Raw genomic sequence first — 14,752 nt, 5'->3', positions numbered from 1 at the left:
CCCTGCCAACAACCAGATTTGGTCGCCAGTCCTACAGCGCGCCCTTAAATATGACAACAGAACATTTGCTAATGCATGGAATGTGAAGCGGATCAGTTGCCAACTGCACCGCTTACAGTGCCGCCCACAGTTCTGCCGAAGCGGTCGATCTGTTCATTATAGGTACGCCGCGTGTTCGGATCAAAGATCGCAATCGGTGCACTGACAACCAGCGATGCAGCCGTTCCCACACCCTGCGCTGTGCCAAGGGCTACCGCGCCGAGGCGCTCACCAAGGCCAATATCCGAATCCGTGATCGTCTGGCCTGTTACCAAACGCTGACCGATCAACTGAACCACTTCGGGACTGGAAGCGAACTTGCCATGATTGAGCCTGTCGCCTGCTTTAAGCTGCGTGAGATCAATCACCGTAATGCCTGCCTGCTCAAGCTGTGAACGATAAGGCTCTACCGACGGGTCGATCTGGCCAAGACGATCCACATTGCCGGATATAAAGCGTGATGCTCGCAGCGCACGATCATCGCGCGATGTGAACAATGTGAACCGCGGATGGTCCTTGCCCATAGCGCGGAACTGCTTGTTGAAAACATCCACATCGAGATCGGGCGATGCCAGAATGACATCTGTAATCTTCGGGTCCACGCGCTTGTCACGGATTGCCATTTGACGCAAGGCTTCGACCGTCAGCCAGCTGCCCATGGAATGCGCCATGATGATTACATCCTTGACACGCGGATCGTCAGCGAGCTTGCGCAACACCGTTTCCAGCGCATCGCGCGAATAGTTGGTGCTTTCCTTATCGTAATTGTAATCGAACACGCTGCCGCGTGACGGCCATGTGAAGATGACGGGTGCAACCTCCGCACCTGAATCATGCACAATTTGCGCAAAACGGTAGACAGAATCTTCAAACGTATTGTTGAAGCCGTGCACGAAAACCATCACGCGGCGCGATTTAGGCAGGCTTTGATTGAGCCATTTCTGCGCGCCGGTTTCGTTGTTTATGGCTTTCACTTCAACGGTCGTGAATTCTTTAAGCGGATCGGCCGGCAATTTCTTAGGCCACTGCACTTCACCAATTTTGCGGTTCTTGTCAGGCGGAATAGAAACGACAATCTCTGTAAGACTGATTTCGCTATCACGCTCGCCGGAGAACAAAAGACCGGGATTAGCTGACGGCGCACGGGTAGTCGCAACAAGCAAGTCCACCTTTGATGCACCCGGAACACTTTGACCAACAGGGATCAGCACCCCATCGGGGCGGCTGGCGCAGCCTGAAATCAAGATCAGGACAACCAACAATGCCGGGGTCATGCGACGAAGAATGCTCTGCAAAACCCAACTCCCCGACAAAACCCAGTAACACAATTGCCCATCAGCATCCGAATTTGGCAATATCTGATTTAAGGCGCGCGGGTAATATATTCTTTACCAAAACGGATATGCCAAGTCCTAATTATAAAGACCTGTGGAAAGATCAGGTGGCTGCGACATCTAAGTTACACACAGAGCCGTCAAAGGGTATGCAAAAGGCGGCTATTTTCATAGCCGCCTTTTGTGTTTTTTACAGCTTATCCGAAAGCCATTCACGGATGATCGTTGCATCATCCTCGACCAGCATATGGCCAACGCCCGGCAAACGCCGATTATCGAGATCTGCACCACTGTCGCTCAAAGCCTTGGCCAATGGACCAGACAAGGCTGCATAAAGATCGTCAACGCCGGTCAAAAGCAGCACCGATGCATCTTTGAGATCATCGACAGGATTGTTTTCCAACACCTCGATGCCGCGCAACAAAACTGCCTTGTGCACGATATGTGGATGAAGTCGCATGAAGGCTGCAATCAGGTTCGCACCATTGGAATAGCCAAGATAGACCGTCCGATCCGGGTCGAGCTCATAGGATTTGGTTGCGCCATCGACAAAAGCCTCAAAGGCTTCTGATTCAGAGCGAATGTCATCCTGATCGAAACGATCCATCGTTATCCGGCGAAACCAGCGCTGCGTGCCTTCTTCCGTACTGCGACCACGCACACCCAAAAGTGTGGCGCGTGGCGCTACCTTATGAGCAAGTGGCATGAGATCATATTCATTGCCCCCAGTTCCATGCAGAAGCACCAGCGTCGTACCATCGGGATCTTCAGGCACGTGAACGCGATGCACAAAAGGCAGATCGCGATAGATCACCCTCTCCTCGCCGGGCGCTGAGAATTGCGGCATCCGCATGCGAATGGCAGCTTCGCGATCGTCATTGCCGGGTGGAACGAACAGCACTTTGCCAAGACTTTCGACCGGTTCATCCACGGTAAAGCCGGGACCATCGGTTGCAAGTTCAAACAAAGTACCACCCGGCTCACGAACATAGAGTGACGCAAAATACTTGCGATCATGCACATTCGTTTCGCTGGAATTGAGCTTTGCCAGTTCCTTTTCCACCCGTTCAATTTCATCGCAGTCAACCGCCCGGAACGCGACATGATCGGCAATGCCTGTACCGGGAATGCCCGGCCAGAAGCCGCTTGCGTCGTGCACGTCGATCACATCGCCTGAACTGGACACCAGCCGGTCAATCGTGCCTTCCTTTGCATCCGCACGGAAGCCGAAATAACGTTCGATAAAGCCAACCGTCTGTTCCGGCGTTTCGGACAAAATGGTTGCCGAGCGAATGCGTCGCACAGCGTGTTCTGCCGGGATGTCACCTGAAACCCATGCGTCACTGGCTGCAAGATCACAGCCCACAAGCTTGAGGATTATCCCGTCGGGATCGCGCAGGCGCAGCACCGGCTCGCCAAATTCCTGCACCGGACCTTCCGACTGCACATGATAGCGCAAAGCGCGTTCCAGCCAGAAGCCTATCGAGGCGCGATCAATTGCAAGTGCTATCTCGCTGACCTGACCATGGCCGACCCGTCCCTTGGCACCATCTTCCCAGACCAGAAAAGTGATGAGCGAACCGGGTGTGCCGGACCTGTCACCATAGAACAGGTGCAACTGTTCGGCGTCCTCAAAACCTCCAGTCTTTTTGACGATGCGCAAGCCCAGAAAGCCCGCATAGAAATCGACATTGGCCTGAACCTTGCGCGTAATCATAGTCAGGTGATGAATGCCGCTGGTCATGGTTTTGATCTCCCGCGTTATCGCGATGGCTCTCTCAGGGAGTGACACTCATCGCAAGTCTGATGTTGACCGAGAGATAGTTCACTTGAATAGGATTGCCCATGGGGTAAGCCGGCAACGCACTGTCAACAAATATGGATTACTGGCAATAGATTTGGTTTTTTTGGGGAGGTTTAGAAAAAGAAAAAGGCCGCGCGGGAGGAGGATGCGCGGCCTGATCTTGAATACGGCTGGGAGGAGGAGTGCCGTATCCGTCATCGGGTTCTGGGAGGAGGAGTGAACCCGATGACCAATGTTTACCAAGCGCCTCTTTATTCAACAACGCCCAATAACGCATATCAGTTATGCAAATACGCCGATGCTTAAGATTGATGCAAAAATGCAAACATACCGAATATGCTCAGATAATAATCAAATAAAGAAAAATATGCTGCAAAAACAGTGTTTCAAAGAAGGTGAGCGATCAACGGCGCTGCCAGAACATTGACCAGACCGACCAGCACCATGACGAGACCGGCGATTGAACCTTCTTCATTGCCAATCTGATGCGCCTTGGCAACCCCTGCGCCATGCGCCCCCATGCCAAAAAGTGCGCCACGAGCAAGTGCCGAGCGGATTGGCAACCAATTAAGCATCACTTCGCCTAGTGCTGCACCAAATATGCCGGTAATCACAACGAATATAGCCGTCAAATCAGGTGTACCGCCAATATCGCCGGAAACAGCCATCGCAAAAGGCGTACTCATGGAACGCGGCATCAGACTGAGGCTAATGGCATCGTGAAGACCGAGAAGATGCGCCAAGCCCCAGGCCGACAACATTGCGGATGAACTACCCACCACAACGCCGACCAGCAGGACCGGCCAGTAACGGCGGATGGTCGCGCGCTGCTGATAGATGGGAATGGCGAATGCAACGGTCGCAGGGCCAAGCAGCGCGACAAGCCAATGCGTTGCGCTGAAATAGCCATGGTAGTTTTCATTCAGGCCCATCAGCAACGCCATCAGCAGCAAAGGCGTTATCAAAAGTGGCGTCAGCCACCACATTGGAAAGCGTCGATAAAAGCGCTTTGCAGCCAGATAGAGAAGAATGGTTGCGGCAGACCAAAACAGCATCGCCACATAGGGATTATTTAGCGACATAGCGCAGGCTTAAGCGGTAGCAAAAATCGACGGTCAGTGCAGTTACAGTCATGACCGTCAGCGTGCCCACAAGTATAACGGCCATGATTTTCACGCCCATCATGCCAAGCAATTCCTGATGTTCGAGAATTGCGAGAACCGCAGGCACAAAGAACAGCAACATTTCAGCAAGAAACCATTCTGCGCCGCGCTTCATGCTGAACAAACTGACGCGACCACTTAACAGCAGAGCCAAAACCAGCGCCATACCGACAACACCACCCGGCAGCGGCAGGCCACTCAAACGAACGAACCCTTCACCTACCAACCAGAAGCCGAATAGGGTCGCGATCTGCATGATGCGGCTGTTGTGCAGCGCGTAGCGAAAGCGGATCATCAGGTTATGAACATTCATGGTGTTGTTCCAATGCGGGCAGTTGTGAAGACACTATAGGCGTTCGATCGCTATTCCAGAAATGAATTGATTTCATTGCAGCTATTCGATAATAGAATAGCTTATGAATTTACGTGGCTTTCAGACATTCGTGGAAGTGGTGCGACAGGGCGGCTTTTCCGCTGCCGCCCGCACGATCCATGCGACCCAATCCACCGTCAGCAAGACTGTGCGACAGCTGGAAGATGAACTCGGCCTTATTCTTCTCGACCGCGATGTCAGCCCTCCGCGCCTAACGAGCGCCGGAGAAATCGTTTATCGACGCGCGCTCGCAATGCTCACCGAAAAAGACGACATGCTGACCGAGCTTGGCGAATTGCGCGGGTTAAAGCGCGGCCTTCTACGCCTCGGTCTTCCTCCCATCGGCTCCAGCGTTCTGTTTGCCCCGGTCTTTGCGGCTTTCACCAAACTTTATCCCGACATCGACATTCAACTCATTGAACACGGCAGCAAGCGGCTGGAAGAATTGCTTTTGTCCGGTGACGTGGAACTGGCCGCGTCCCTGCTGCCCGTTGAAGAAAGCTTCGAATGGCAGGCAGTTCGCTATGAGCCAGTCGTTGCTCTTCTCCCAGCCAATCATAGCTTCAAGGACGATGGCGGTATTCCGCTTCACGATATTGCCAGCCTGCCCTTCATTCTTTTCGAAAGCGGCTTCGCGCTCAATCACATCATTCTCGATGCATGCCATCAGCGCGGCCTGTTTCCCCATATCGCAGTCCAATCAAGTCAGATCGATTTCATCGTCGAACTTGTCGCGGCAAATATGGGTATTGCTTTCTTGCCGCAAATGATCGCCGAGCAGCGCAAGCATCCAGGCGTGCGCATTCATCAAATCAAAAATGCCAAACTCGATTGGGACCTGGCACTCATCTGGCGAAAAGGCGCATTTCTGTCTCATGCAGCCCGCGCGTGGCTAGCACTTTGCAAGGGCGAAAATACAACGGAGCAGGCTTGAAACCCACGCCCGTCCGCCTACTTCTTTTTAATATACCGACGTTCAGGGATCATGGTAGGGCGCATTTGCGCACCCATCACCCATAAGGCTTTTAGACCCATTTATCGCGCATCTTATCCGAAAACCGCTTCACACTTTTCGGGATGCGCTAAAAGAGGAGGCTATCATGGAAGGTCAGGTTATATTCTACAAAGGCGACCGGATCATTTACCGGCATCACGTTGAAGTGCACGATGATGATTACTCAAAGGGCGTCAACGATGCCCTTATCGCGTTCCAACGTAATTATGCCGGTTTTGATCTTGCGGATGACAACATCCATATTCGCTTCAAGCGACCAGGTGATGTTTAGGTCGAATTAAACAAAGGCTGCTTCTTGAGCCACGCGGCGAATGTCGTCGCGTGAAATACCAAGGTCTGAAAGATCGCGATCAGTGCAGCAGCTCAGTTCGCGAAGGTTTTCACGATACTGCATCCAACGGGAAAAACGAGTGCGAAGGTGGTTCATAATGGTATCCCCTTATGTGCCGCGCAAACAATGCGCTGTGCTTTTTTACCTTCCTCCCGATATGAAGCTTCCGTCTTTTTAATCGTTTTGAGAAGTGCAGAAACTGCATAGCAGCAATGCCGATATTGATGCCTTCTGACATGCCGCGCGGTAACGCTGTAAGTCAGAAGGTGCGACAAAAGTGATCACAAAACTGCCCGCAATTATATGGGAGGTGACCATGAAACTTGGAATCGTCATATTTTAATTAAAACTATTTATCTGGCTTAACAGAATAAGATTCCCACACATATGAACAATACCCTCGTTATCGTAGGAAACGGTCCGCTTGACCATAATCTCTCGTCCGAAATTGATGCGGCCGAAATTGTCGTGCGTTTCAACGAACCGCGCGTTTCACTAGGAATGAGTGGCACAAAAACCGACATGCTGATGCTCGCGACATCAAGCAAGCAGATGGAGCAATGGATCAAAGACCCAGCCTTCATCAATTCGGAGATTGTTCAGAACACGCCAGAAATTCTGTTTGCTTTCCATCCAAGCATCATCAAAAGATTTCATCACCATCCAAACTTCTTGTCGCGATTGAAGGGGCGTCGCGCCGACTGGACGAATGAGGCCATCGATTATTTCGGGCGGGCTGGCAAAAAAATCCGCATCATGCCGTCGCAGGATTATTTTACAGTCTGCGATGAATTGGGAATAGGTCCTGAACGGATGAAAGAAGTCTTCCCGAGTACCGGCTTCTTCGGCATATGGCTTGCATTACGAAAATATTCTCTGCCCGACTGGGACATCAAAATATGCGGATTTAGCTGGGAAGGCTGGAAACGCCACGATTGGGCAGCCGAGCGGAAATGGATCGAAGAAAAGATTTCGGCAGGACTTCTGCATAAGATAGGCTAATAAGTGTGACTTGCAGAAATTGAGCGCATAGCAGATATAGAATGCAAATTCGGCCGACTTTACGCTCAGGTTTGACATGAATATCAAGGCTTTCATCATCCATCTGGAGCGTGCAAAAGATCGCAAGCCGCAAGTGGAAAGGCTAATTCACGAGCTTCCCCTCAAAGCAGAAGTGATCAAAGCTATTGACAGCCGCACGCTTGCCGATTCCGAAATCAGTCGTGTTTACAAGCGAAAGCTTCATACGCCGCGCTATCCGTTTGTACTGAGTAAAAACGAGATTGCCTGTTTTCTTTCCCATCGCAAAGCATGGCAGGCTATTGTCGATAAACAGCTCGACGCAGGTTTCGTCATAGAAGATGATATTGAGCTCACACCCGTTTTCAGCACTGCCTTCCGTGCGGTCAGCAATCATTTCGAGCCGGGCAGCTTCATTCGCTTTACCTTTCGCGATGATCGCGAACAGGGTCGCGAAGTATTTCGGGATGAAAATATACGCATCATCATCCCAAACCCGATTGGCCTTGGCATGGTGGCGCAGCTTGTAAGCTATGACGCAGCAATAAAACTACTGGCCTTGACCGAACAATTTGATCGGCCTGTCGACACCATGGTTCAAATGCGTTGGGTCACCGACCTTCAGCCCCTAGCCGTTATTCCCGGTGGCGTGAAGGAGATTTCAGCTGAACTGGGCGGAACGACCATCCAGCACAAGAAATCCTTTTCCGACAAGCTCACGCGTGAAATCCTGCGTCCGATCTATCGGATGCGCGTGCGTCGTTTCTCTGCAAGATCGAAGTGAGACATATGGCTGTTCCTGTTCTTCTCTATCACCAGATTGCACCGCTGCCTCATAAGAAAATCCCGTTTCGCGGGCTTTGGGTGCACCCGGACAAGTTTCGCAGCCAGATGGCGTGGCTAAAACGACTTGGTTATCAGGGCCTCTCTCTCAACAATGCAATGCCCTACATTAAGGGCGAGAAAACCGGCAAAGTCGCCGTGATTACCTTTGATGACGGCTTTCTCAACAATTATGAAAATGCGCTGCCGGTTCTCTCGGAATTCGGCTTTACCGCGACCAATTACTTTGTCGCCAATCAGCTTGGCGGCAGTAATGTCTGGGATCAGGCCATGGGCGTTCCAGTGACACCCTGCATGTCGGTTACGCAGATGCGCGAATGGGCGGCGCTTGGCCACGAAGTCGGCGCGCATACGGTTGATCACGTCAATCTGGAAGAGACCCCGGAAGACGAAGCCCGCCGTCAGATCGTGCAATCCAAAGCCATGCTCGAAGATATGCTTGGATCGGCTGTAACCAATTTTGCCTATCCTTACGGTGGCAATCTTGAGATCCACCGCGATATGTGTCGTGAAGCCGGATATCAAACTGCCACCACCACGGTTCATGCGCGCGCCAGAGCCACGGATGATCCTTTCGGAATGCCGCGGGTTTATGTGCGGCGCAGAGATATGGCGGCAAAGTTCATTATTCGCCTAAAGACAAGATAAAACGATTATTTATTTGATTTTGATCAATGCAGTTTCACGAAAGCGTGGCAAATTGCCCGTCATTGCGGCATGGACGCAACAAAATAAAAGCGGTACTAGAGCAATAACAAGGAGCGTATAATGGACTATCGCCGGTTTTTTGAAGAAGCGATCGACCAGCTGCACGCCGAGAAACGTTACCGCGTTTTTGCTGATCTGGAACGCATTGTTGGACGTTTCCCCCGCGCTATCTGGCGTAATAATGGCACGGCTCGTGAGATCACCGTCTGGTGCTCGAACGATTATCTTGGCATGGGCCATCATGCCGACGTCATCAAGGCGATGTGCGACACAGCCAACTCAACCGGCTCCGGCGCAGGTGGCACGCGCAATATTTCGGGCAATAACCATCCGCTTGTTGAGCTTGAAACAGAGCTTGCTGACTTGCATGGCAAGGAAGCTGGCCTTGTCTTCACCTCGGGTTTTGTTTCCAATGAAGCCTCTATTTCAACTATTGCACGATTGCTTCCAAACTGCCTGATCCTGTCCGACGAACTGAACCACGCTTCGATGATCGAAGGTGTGCGCCGTTCAGGTGCAGAGAAGAAGATTTTCCGTCACAACGACGTTGAGCATCTCGAACAGCTTCTAAAGGCTGCGGACCATTCCCGCGCCAAGCTGATCGTATTTGAATCCGTCTATTCGATGGATGGCGATATTGCGCCAATCGAGAAGATTGCCGATTTGGCCGAAAAATATAACGCCATGACCTATATCGACGAAGTCCACGCGGTTGGCATGTATGGTGCGCGCGGCGGTGGTATCACCGAACGCGACGGACTTGCACATCGCATCGACATTATCGAAGGCACGCTTGCCAAGGCATTTGGCGCATTGGGTGGTTACATCACAGGTTCGCGCGCCATCATTGACGCCGTGCGCTCTTATGCGCCGGGCTTCATCTTTACCACGTCGCTGCCGCCGGCAGTGGCGGCTTCCGCGACCGCTGCAATCCGTCACCTCAAAGTTTCGCAGGTTGAGCGCGATGGCCAGCAGCGGCAGGCGCAACGCGCCAAGGATGTCCTCTCGGCCGCCGGTTTCCCGGTTATGCCATCGGAAACCCATATCGTGCCAATTCTGGTTGGTGATCCCGAGCTTTGCAAGAAAGCCAGCGACCGTCTTCTCGACGTGCATGGCATCTATATTCAGCCAATCAACTACCCGACTGTACCGCGCGGCACAGAGCGTCTTCGGATCACGCCATCGCCATTGCATGACGATTTGCTGATCGATGGTCTGAAAGACGCCTTGCTGGAAGTATGGAACACATTAGGGATTCCTTTTTCGGAGCCATATGCGCCGAAAGCTGCAAATTCCGACCACGTCATTTCGCTGATGGTTTCAAAAGCAGGCGGCTGATTAGCTTGGCTTTATAAGAATAGAAGAAGGCCGGTTTTCACCGGCCTTTTGTTTATTAGAGCGCATCCAGAAAAGTGTGAAACGGTTTTCGGAAAATATGCGCGTTAAAGCAAATAATTAGAGCGCCGATCTGATGAAATAAGATCGAAACGCGCTCTAGTCATCCACCGTATAGACTCGCAGGCGATGTCCGTCGGGATCGGTGATAAAGAGTAGAACGCTATTCTTGTCGATCATGTAAATATCCTCTGTCAAAGTGGGAACATCGGTAATCTACAACGACACACTGCCAGTTTATGGCAGCATCATAATTCACGCGGTGGGATTTTTTCCACTTCACGCCATTCGCGCAACAAGGTCTGGCGACGTTTCGGGTAGCGAACTTGCAGCATTTCAGCAGCCACAATGCGGTCCGTGCGAAAGTGCCGGAAGCTCCCACGCAATTCACACCAGGTAACGAGCACACGCGCTTCATCAAAAAATGACAGCGCGAAGCGCCAGATCACGCGCTGTGGAAACTCGTCATTGCCGTTGCGATAATCGATCAACAGTTTGCGCTCAGTCCTGATCGCTTCGCGAAGCATGGCAGTATCGACGCCGTCGGGCAGCAACTTCGTACCCGGGCCAACAAGCAGCGTTGATGCATCCAGTATTGCACGCAATTCATCAGGCAAAACAGCACCTATACGCACAAGTGCACTTTTTGCGGCATCGCGAAGTCTGTGGTCGGTTCGCTCTGCCACCCAACGCGCCCCCAATACCAGCGCGCCGATCTCTTCGGGACGAAACATCAAGGGTGATAGCAAGAAGCCGTGCTTGAGAACATAGCCGATGCCCGGCTCGCCCTCTATCTCGGCGCCCTGCGCCTGAAGGCTCACAATATCGCGATAAAGGGTGCGAATACTGACGCCGGTTTCTTGAGCCAAAACCTTGCAGCTCACCGGTCGATGGTGGCAGCAGGGTTGATTTCAGCGGACCAGCTAACAGCTGGATTTACCTTTGATCGATCCAGCGAACGAGCCGTGCTGCCGCCTCATCCACCTGCTGTGGATTACGGCAGAAGCAGAGTCGGAAAAAGCCCTCACCGCCAAGCCCAAAAGCACTACCCGGCGCAAGGCCCACATTGGCATTATCGACCATGTCAATTGCAGCCTTCACCGAATTCGTCACTCCATCGACACCGAAAAACAGATAGAACGCGCCTTGCGGTGGCGTCAGCTTAACTTTGCCCGTCCCCTGAAGCGTTGCACAAAGGCGGTCACGCGTTAAACGCGCCCGTTCAACCTGCATGGCAATAAAATCATCGCCATGATCAAGTGCTGCAACCGCGCCGCGCTGCATGAACTGCGCCACGCCGGAGTTGGAATATTGGATCATGTTTTCAACAACCGGACCGATTGACGGATGCACTGTCATCCAGCCCACGCGCCAGCCGGTCATTGCCCAGTTTTTGGAAAAAGAATTGACGAAAATGATGTGATCATCCGGCTCCATAATATCCATAAAGGAAGGCGCACGCGTGCCACCATAACAGAAATGCGAGTAAATCTCGTCGGCAATGATCCAGATGCCCTTTTCGCGTGCCAGATCGAGAATAAAGCGCAGCGTTTCAATATCGGAGGTCCAACCGGTCGGATTGGAAGGCGTATTGATAAACATGGCGCGGGTACGCGGTGTAATGGCGCTCGCTATCTTTTCAGGATCGAGCATCCAGCCATTTGCACCAAACTCAAGCTCAACCGGCACGGGAACCACACCTGCAAGCCCGGATGCGCCAACAAAATTCGGCCAGGCGGGCGACAGATAAATCGCTTCTTCGCCCGCACCTGTGGTTGCCTTGAGCGCCATTTCGATGGCGTGCATACCGGAACCAGTGACATAAAAATTTTCAGGTCTGAAACTTTTCGAGAAATGGCGCGCATGATAACGCGCAAGCGCCTCGCGTAGATCCGGAATTCCAGCCTGCCACGTGTAGAAGGTTTCGCCATCGGCGATGCCCTTCTGGGCTGCTTCGCGAATGAAATCGGGCGTAGCTAGATCACCCTCGCCAACCCATAGCGGTATAAGCCCCTCTTTCCCGCGACCATGATTGGCAACGGTGATGATACCGCTTTCTGGGGACTGAGCTGCTTCACGTCGAAGATTAGCAATAAGCGTCATTTTGGCTCGCATGATTTCAATATCGATCACTCACGCCTAGCAAAGAGCAATCATGAAATCACGTGGCATTTTGTGATGGAAAGATCAGTCAAATTGATAGATGAAATCAAAACGGGACCGCAAGGGCCCCGTTTCAGACATTCAGGTTCTAACTCAATCAAGCTTTGTTCTGGTTTGCGAGAAGATCGCGGATTTCAGCCAGCAGAACTTCCTCTCGTGGCAGCTCGGCAACTGTTTCCGGCTTTGCTTCTTCCTTCTTCTTGAGCCTGTTCATGCCTTTGACGACGAGGAACAAAACCCAAGCAATAATCAGGAAGTTGATAAGCAGCGTAATAAAATTGCCATAGGCAATCGTTGCACCCGCTTCACGTGCGGCAGCCAATGTGGGTTGTGGGTTGCCAGCAAGCTGGAAATACATATTGGAGAAGTCGATACCGCCTGTGATCAAACCAATGATCGGCATGATGATGTCATTGACGATCGAATTGACGAGGCCACCAAACACCCCGCCGATGATAACACCGATGGCCAGATCGACCATATTGCCCTTAAGGGCAAATTCTTTGAATTCTTTCAACACGAAATTTTATCCCTCTCCTACACGAACGCAAACCGGGCCGTCATTGCTGCGGATTGGTTCGTTAAATAAATTACTATCGATGAGCATTGGGGATCGGGAGGATCACAATGTTCAGTCTCTAGATTGTAGGCGAAAATATTCAAAGAAAAGGTGAATTTTCAAAATACGCTATTTAGAGCTGCATTTTTCAGCAATAAACAAAGGGCGCTTAAAGCGCCCTTTGGTATAAATCATGCTACGAAGCGCTTTGTTGCTTCGATCAGCTCATGAGTGATACCGGGTTCTGTCACGGCATGACCGCCATCTTCCACAATTTTAAGCTCTGCTTCCGGCCACATCTTCTTCAACTGCCATGCATTGATGAATGGTGTGCAGATGTCATAGCGTCCATGGACGATCACACCCGGAATTTGCCGGATGCGTTCGACATTGCGCAGTAGCTGGTCATCGCTGTCCAGAAAACCGCGATTCTGGAAATAATGGCATTCGATACGTGCGAAAGCGACCGCATAAAGGTCTTCACCAAAGGCTTCCACGCGCGCCGGATCGGGCTGCACGGAGAGCACCGAGCCTTCCCATCGCGCCCACAGGCGAGCGGCCGCAAGCTGCACCTGCGGATCGCGGTCGGTCAGTCGCTTATAGTAGGCTGCAATCATATCACCGCGTTCATCTTCGGGAATATGCTCCTGATAGGCCTCGAAGTGATCAGGGAAAATGATGCTCGCACCGTTGGAATACATCCAATCAATTTCGAAGCGCCGGACCATGAAAATGCCGCGCAGGATCATTTCCGACACCTGCTCCGGATGGGTTTGCGCATAAGCAAGACCGAGTGTCGATCCCCATGAACCGCCAAACACCTGCCATTTGTCGATGCCGAGATGTTCGCGAATATATTCCATATCCGCCACGAGATCCCAGGTGGTATTCTCGCGCAGTTCCGCATGCGGCGTCGAACGCCCACAGCCGCGTTGATCGAAAAGGATGATGCGATATTTTTCCGGATCATGCAGGCGGCGCATGGCAGGCGTAATACCGCCACCGGGGCCACCGTGAATCATGATAACAGGCTTGCCGTCAGGATTGCCACATTGCTCAACATAAATGCGATGCAGGGGCGAAACCTGCAACATCTCTTCCTTGAAGGGCTGAATTTCCGGATAAAGCGTATTGCGCGTCATAAACTGCCTTTTCATTCCCGCTATGGCATCTTACTTCCATTCAAACCTGAAACTAGCACATAATGCGGCCACAACGCGGCAATGCGACATATGAATCCAGCTAAACAACGCTATTTTCAGTTGCCCGGATTTAAAATCGGCATAAAACGAAACAGTTGCATGTAAAAATGCATCGCTCGGGGAGGACTTTCAACATGGCGTGCGAGGCTTATGCAATTTATCATCGCTGATGACCATCCGCTTTTCAGGGGCGCATTGCGGCAGGTTTTGTCCGGCATGCCGGAAGAAGCAACGATCATGGAGGTTGGCGATTTCGATGCAGTGAAAAAGCTGATTGCTGAACGCGACGATGTTGATTTGCTATTGCTGGATCTGACCATGCCTGGCGGATCGGGCCTGTCTGGTCTTGTCACCCTCAAAGCACTCCAGCCTGCATTACCGATCATTATTGTTTCGGCAACCGATGATGCTGCAACGATCAGACACGCAATCGAATTGGGAGCATCGGGCTTTATTTCCAAATCCGCTAGCATGGAAACCATAGGCGAAGCGGTAAATGGCGTGCTAGCAGGCGACATCTGGACGCCATCAGATATTGATCTTGATCAGGCACATGACCCGGAAATCGAAGCGCTGATCACCAAAATCAGAACGTTGACGCCGCAACAGACCCGCGTTCTGACCATGCTGGCGGAAGGCCTGCTCAACAAGCAGATCGCCTATGAGCTGAATGTGTCGGAGGCGACCGTCAAGGCGCATGTCTCCGCCGTTTTGCAGAAGCTGGGCGTTGATAGTCGCACGCAAGCGGTGATCGTTTTGTCGCGCATTGGAAATGATGCCTTCACACCGGACGCCGGATAAGT

General features: G+C 51.9%; 16 protein-coding genes. 7 read left to right on the top strand and 9 right to left on the bottom strand.

The genetic code is table 11. The annotated features are described in order from the left end of the window. Positions 1–92: 92 nt before the first annotated feature. The 4 genes from CEV31_RS07425 to CEV31_RS07405 all read right to left on the bottom strand — a co-directional run bounded on the left by CEV31_RS07425 (position 93) and on the right by CEV31_RS07405 (position 4,653). Complete coding sequence (locus tag CEV31_RS07425; protein ID WP_094506368.1) at positions 93–1,313, bottom strand: alpha/beta hydrolase; 1,221 nt, start codon at positions 1,311–1,313, stop codon at positions 93–95. 250 nt (positions 1,314–1,563) lie between these two features. After that, positions 1,564–3,117 (bottom strand): VOC family protein, encoded by a 1,554-nt coding sequence (locus CEV31_RS07420; RefSeq protein ID WP_094506367.1) that lies wholly within the window; start codon positions 3,115–3,117, stop codon positions 1,564–1,566. A gap of 446 nt (positions 3,118–3,563) precedes the next feature. Further along, complete coding sequence (locus tag CEV31_RS07410; protein WP_094506365.1) at positions 3,564–4,259, bottom strand: LrgB family protein; 696 nt, start codon at positions 4,257–4,259, stop codon at positions 3,564–3,566. After that, complete coding sequence (locus CEV31_RS07405; protein WP_094506364.1) at positions 4,246–4,653, bottom strand: CidA/LrgA family protein; 408 nt, start codon at positions 4,651–4,653, stop codon at positions 4,246–4,248. Before CEV31_RS07405 ends, CEV31_RS07410 begins: the two co-directional genes overlap by 14 nt. 103 nt (positions 4,654–4,756) lie before the next feature. Here CEV31_RS07405 and CEV31_RS07400 point away from each other — a divergent pair, with 103 nt between their 5' ends. Both CEV31_RS07400 and CEV31_RS07395 read left to right on the top strand, forming a co-directional pair. Next, entirely contained in the window at positions 4,757–5,647 is an 891-nt protein-coding gene (locus tag CEV31_RS07400; protein WP_094506363.1) for a LysR family transcriptional regulator, read from the top strand. A gap of 166 nt (positions 5,648–5,813) precedes the next feature. After that, positions 5,814–5,999, top strand: a complete 186-nt coding sequence (locus tag CEV31_RS07395) for a hypothetical protein (RefSeq protein WP_094506362.1) — start codon at positions 5,814–5,816, stop codon at positions 5,997–5,999. 6 nt (positions 6,000–6,005) lie between these two features. On the opposite strand, the gene CEV31_RS21060 is transcribed toward CEV31_RS07395, so the two are convergent. Then, on the bottom strand, positions 6,006–6,155 hold the full coding sequence (locus CEV31_RS21060) for a DUF1127 domain-containing protein (RefSeq protein ID WP_169717313.1): 150 nt from the start codon (positions 6,153–6,155) through the stop codon (positions 6,006–6,008). A gap of 291 nt (positions 6,156–6,446) precedes the next feature. On the opposite strand from CEV31_RS21060, the gene CEV31_RS07385 reads away from it, so the two are divergent. The 4 genes from CEV31_RS07385 (at position 6,447) to hemA (ending at position 9,968) form a co-directional block, all read left to right on the top strand. Next, complete coding sequence (locus CEV31_RS07385) at positions 6,447–7,061, top strand: glycosyltransferase family 29 protein (RefSeq protein WP_094506361.1); 615 nt, start codon at positions 6,447–6,449, stop codon at positions 7,059–7,061. 76 nt (positions 7,062–7,137) lie between these two features. After that, a complete protein-coding gene (locus CEV31_RS07380) occupies positions 7,138–7,863 on the top strand; it encodes a glycosyltransferase family 25 protein (protein WP_094506360.1) in 726 nt (241 codons plus the stop codon). A gap of 5 nt (positions 7,864–7,868) precedes the next feature. Further along, positions 7,869–8,570 (top strand): polysaccharide deacetylase family protein, encoded by a 702-nt coding sequence (locus tag CEV31_RS07375; protein WP_094506359.1) that lies wholly within the window; start codon positions 7,869–7,871, stop codon positions 8,568–8,570. Positions 8,571–8,690: 120 nt separating this feature from the next. Beyond that, positions 8,691–9,968, top strand: coding sequence for a 5-aminolevulinate synthase (gene hemA, locus CEV31_RS07370; RefSeq protein WP_094506358.1), 1,278 nt, complete (start codon positions 8,691–8,693; stop codon positions 9,966–9,968). Positions 9,969–10,273: 305 nt separating this feature from the next. On the opposite strand, the gene CEV31_RS07365 is transcribed toward hemA, so the two are convergent. The 4 genes from CEV31_RS07365 to pip all read right to left on the bottom strand — a co-directional run bounded on the left by CEV31_RS07365 (position 10,274) and on the right by pip (position 13,889). Continuing rightward, the gene (locus CEV31_RS07365; RefSeq protein WP_094506357.1) at positions 10,274–10,909 is read right to left on the bottom strand and encodes a helix-turn-helix transcriptional regulator; all 636 of its coding nucleotides are present in this window, start codon (positions 10,907–10,909) and stop codon (positions 10,274–10,276) included. Positions 10,910–10,961: 52 nt separating this feature from the next. Further along, positions 10,962–12,128: a pyridoxal phosphate-dependent aminotransferase gene (locus CEV31_RS07360; protein ID WP_094506574.1), complete on the bottom strand. Its 1,167-nt coding sequence runs from the start codon at positions 12,126–12,128 to the stop codon at positions 10,962–10,964. A 157-nt stretch (positions 12,129–12,285) separates the two neighbouring features. Then, on the bottom strand, positions 12,286–12,708 hold the full coding sequence (mscL, locus tag CEV31_RS07355; RefSeq protein WP_094506356.1) for a large conductance mechanosensitive channel protein MscL: 423 nt from the start codon (positions 12,706–12,708) through the stop codon (positions 12,286–12,288). A 230-nt stretch (positions 12,709–12,938) separates the two neighbouring features. Then, complete coding sequence (pip, locus tag CEV31_RS07350) at positions 12,939–13,889, bottom strand: prolyl aminopeptidase (RefSeq protein ID WP_094506573.1); 951 nt, start codon at positions 13,887–13,889, stop codon at positions 12,939–12,941. 210 nt (positions 13,890–14,099) lie between these two features. Between pip and CEV31_RS07345 the strand changes: the two genes are divergently transcribed. After that, positions 14,100–14,750 carry a response regulator transcription factor gene (locus CEV31_RS07345; protein WP_094506355.1) on the top strand — a complete coding sequence of 217 codons (651 nt, stop codon included), beginning with the start codon at positions 14,100–14,102 and terminating at the stop codon, positions 14,748–14,750. Positions 14,751–14,752 lie beyond the last annotated feature (2 nt).

The organism is Brucella thiophenivorans (genome assembly GCF_002252445.1).
Classification (GTDB): Bacteria; Pseudomonadota; Alphaproteobacteria; order Rhizobiales; family Rhizobiaceae; genus Brucella; species Brucella thiophenivorans.
Note: the sequence above shows the minus strand (reverse complement) of the source record. Positions and strands in the feature narration are given on the sequence as shown.

Excerpts from the sequence above, each read along its gene's own strand:
- CEV31_RS07425 (WP_094506368.1), bottom strand. The coding sequence starts at position 1,313 with ATGACCCCGGCATTGTTGGTTGTCCTGATCTTGATTTCAGGCTGCGCC.
- CEV31_RS07420 (WP_094506367.1), bottom strand. The coding sequence starts at position 3,117 with ATGACCAGCGGCATTCATCACCTGACTATGATTACGCGCAAGGTTCAG.
- CEV31_RS07410 (WP_094506365.1), bottom strand. The coding sequence starts at position 4,259 with ATGTCGCTAAATAATCCCTATGTGGCGATGCTGTTTTGGTCTGCCGCA.
- CEV31_RS07405 (WP_094506364.1), bottom strand. The coding sequence starts at position 4,653 with ATGAATGTTCATAACCTGATGATCCGCTTTCGCTACGCGCTGCACAAC.
- CEV31_RS07400 (WP_094506363.1), top strand. The coding sequence starts at position 4,757 with ATGAATTTACGTGGCTTTCAGACATTCGTGGAAGTGGTGCGACAGGGC.
- CEV31_RS07395 (WP_094506362.1), top strand. The coding sequence starts at position 5,814 with ATGGAAGGTCAGGTTATATTCTACAAAGGCGACCGGATCATTTACCGG.
- CEV31_RS21060 (WP_169717313.1), bottom strand. The coding sequence starts at position 6,155 with ATGAACCACCTTCGCACTCGTTTTTCCCGTTGGATGCAGTATCGTGAA.
- CEV31_RS07385 (WP_094506361.1), top strand. The coding sequence starts at position 6,447 with ATGAACAATACCCTCGTTATCGTAGGAAACGGTCCGCTTGACCATAAT.
- CEV31_RS07380 (WP_094506360.1), top strand. The coding sequence starts at position 7,138 with ATGAATATCAAGGCTTTCATCATCCATCTGGAGCGTGCAAAAGATCGC.
- CEV31_RS07375 (WP_094506359.1), top strand. The coding sequence starts at position 7,869 with ATGGCTGTTCCTGTTCTTCTCTATCACCAGATTGCACCGCTGCCTCAT.
- hemA (WP_094506358.1), top strand. The coding sequence starts at position 8,691 with ATGGACTATCGCCGGTTTTTTGAAGAAGCGATCGACCAGCTGCACGCC.
- CEV31_RS07360 (WP_094506574.1), bottom strand. The coding sequence starts at position 12,128 with ATGACGCTTATTGCTAATCTTCGACGTGAAGCAGCTCAGTCCCCAGAA.
- pip (WP_094506573.1), bottom strand. The coding sequence starts at position 13,889 with ATGACGCGCAATACGCTTTATCCGGAAATTCAGCCCTTCAAGGAAGAG.
- CEV31_RS07345 (WP_094506355.1), top strand. The coding sequence starts at position 14,100 with ATGCAATTTATCATCGCTGATGACCATCCGCTTTTCAGGGGCGCATTG.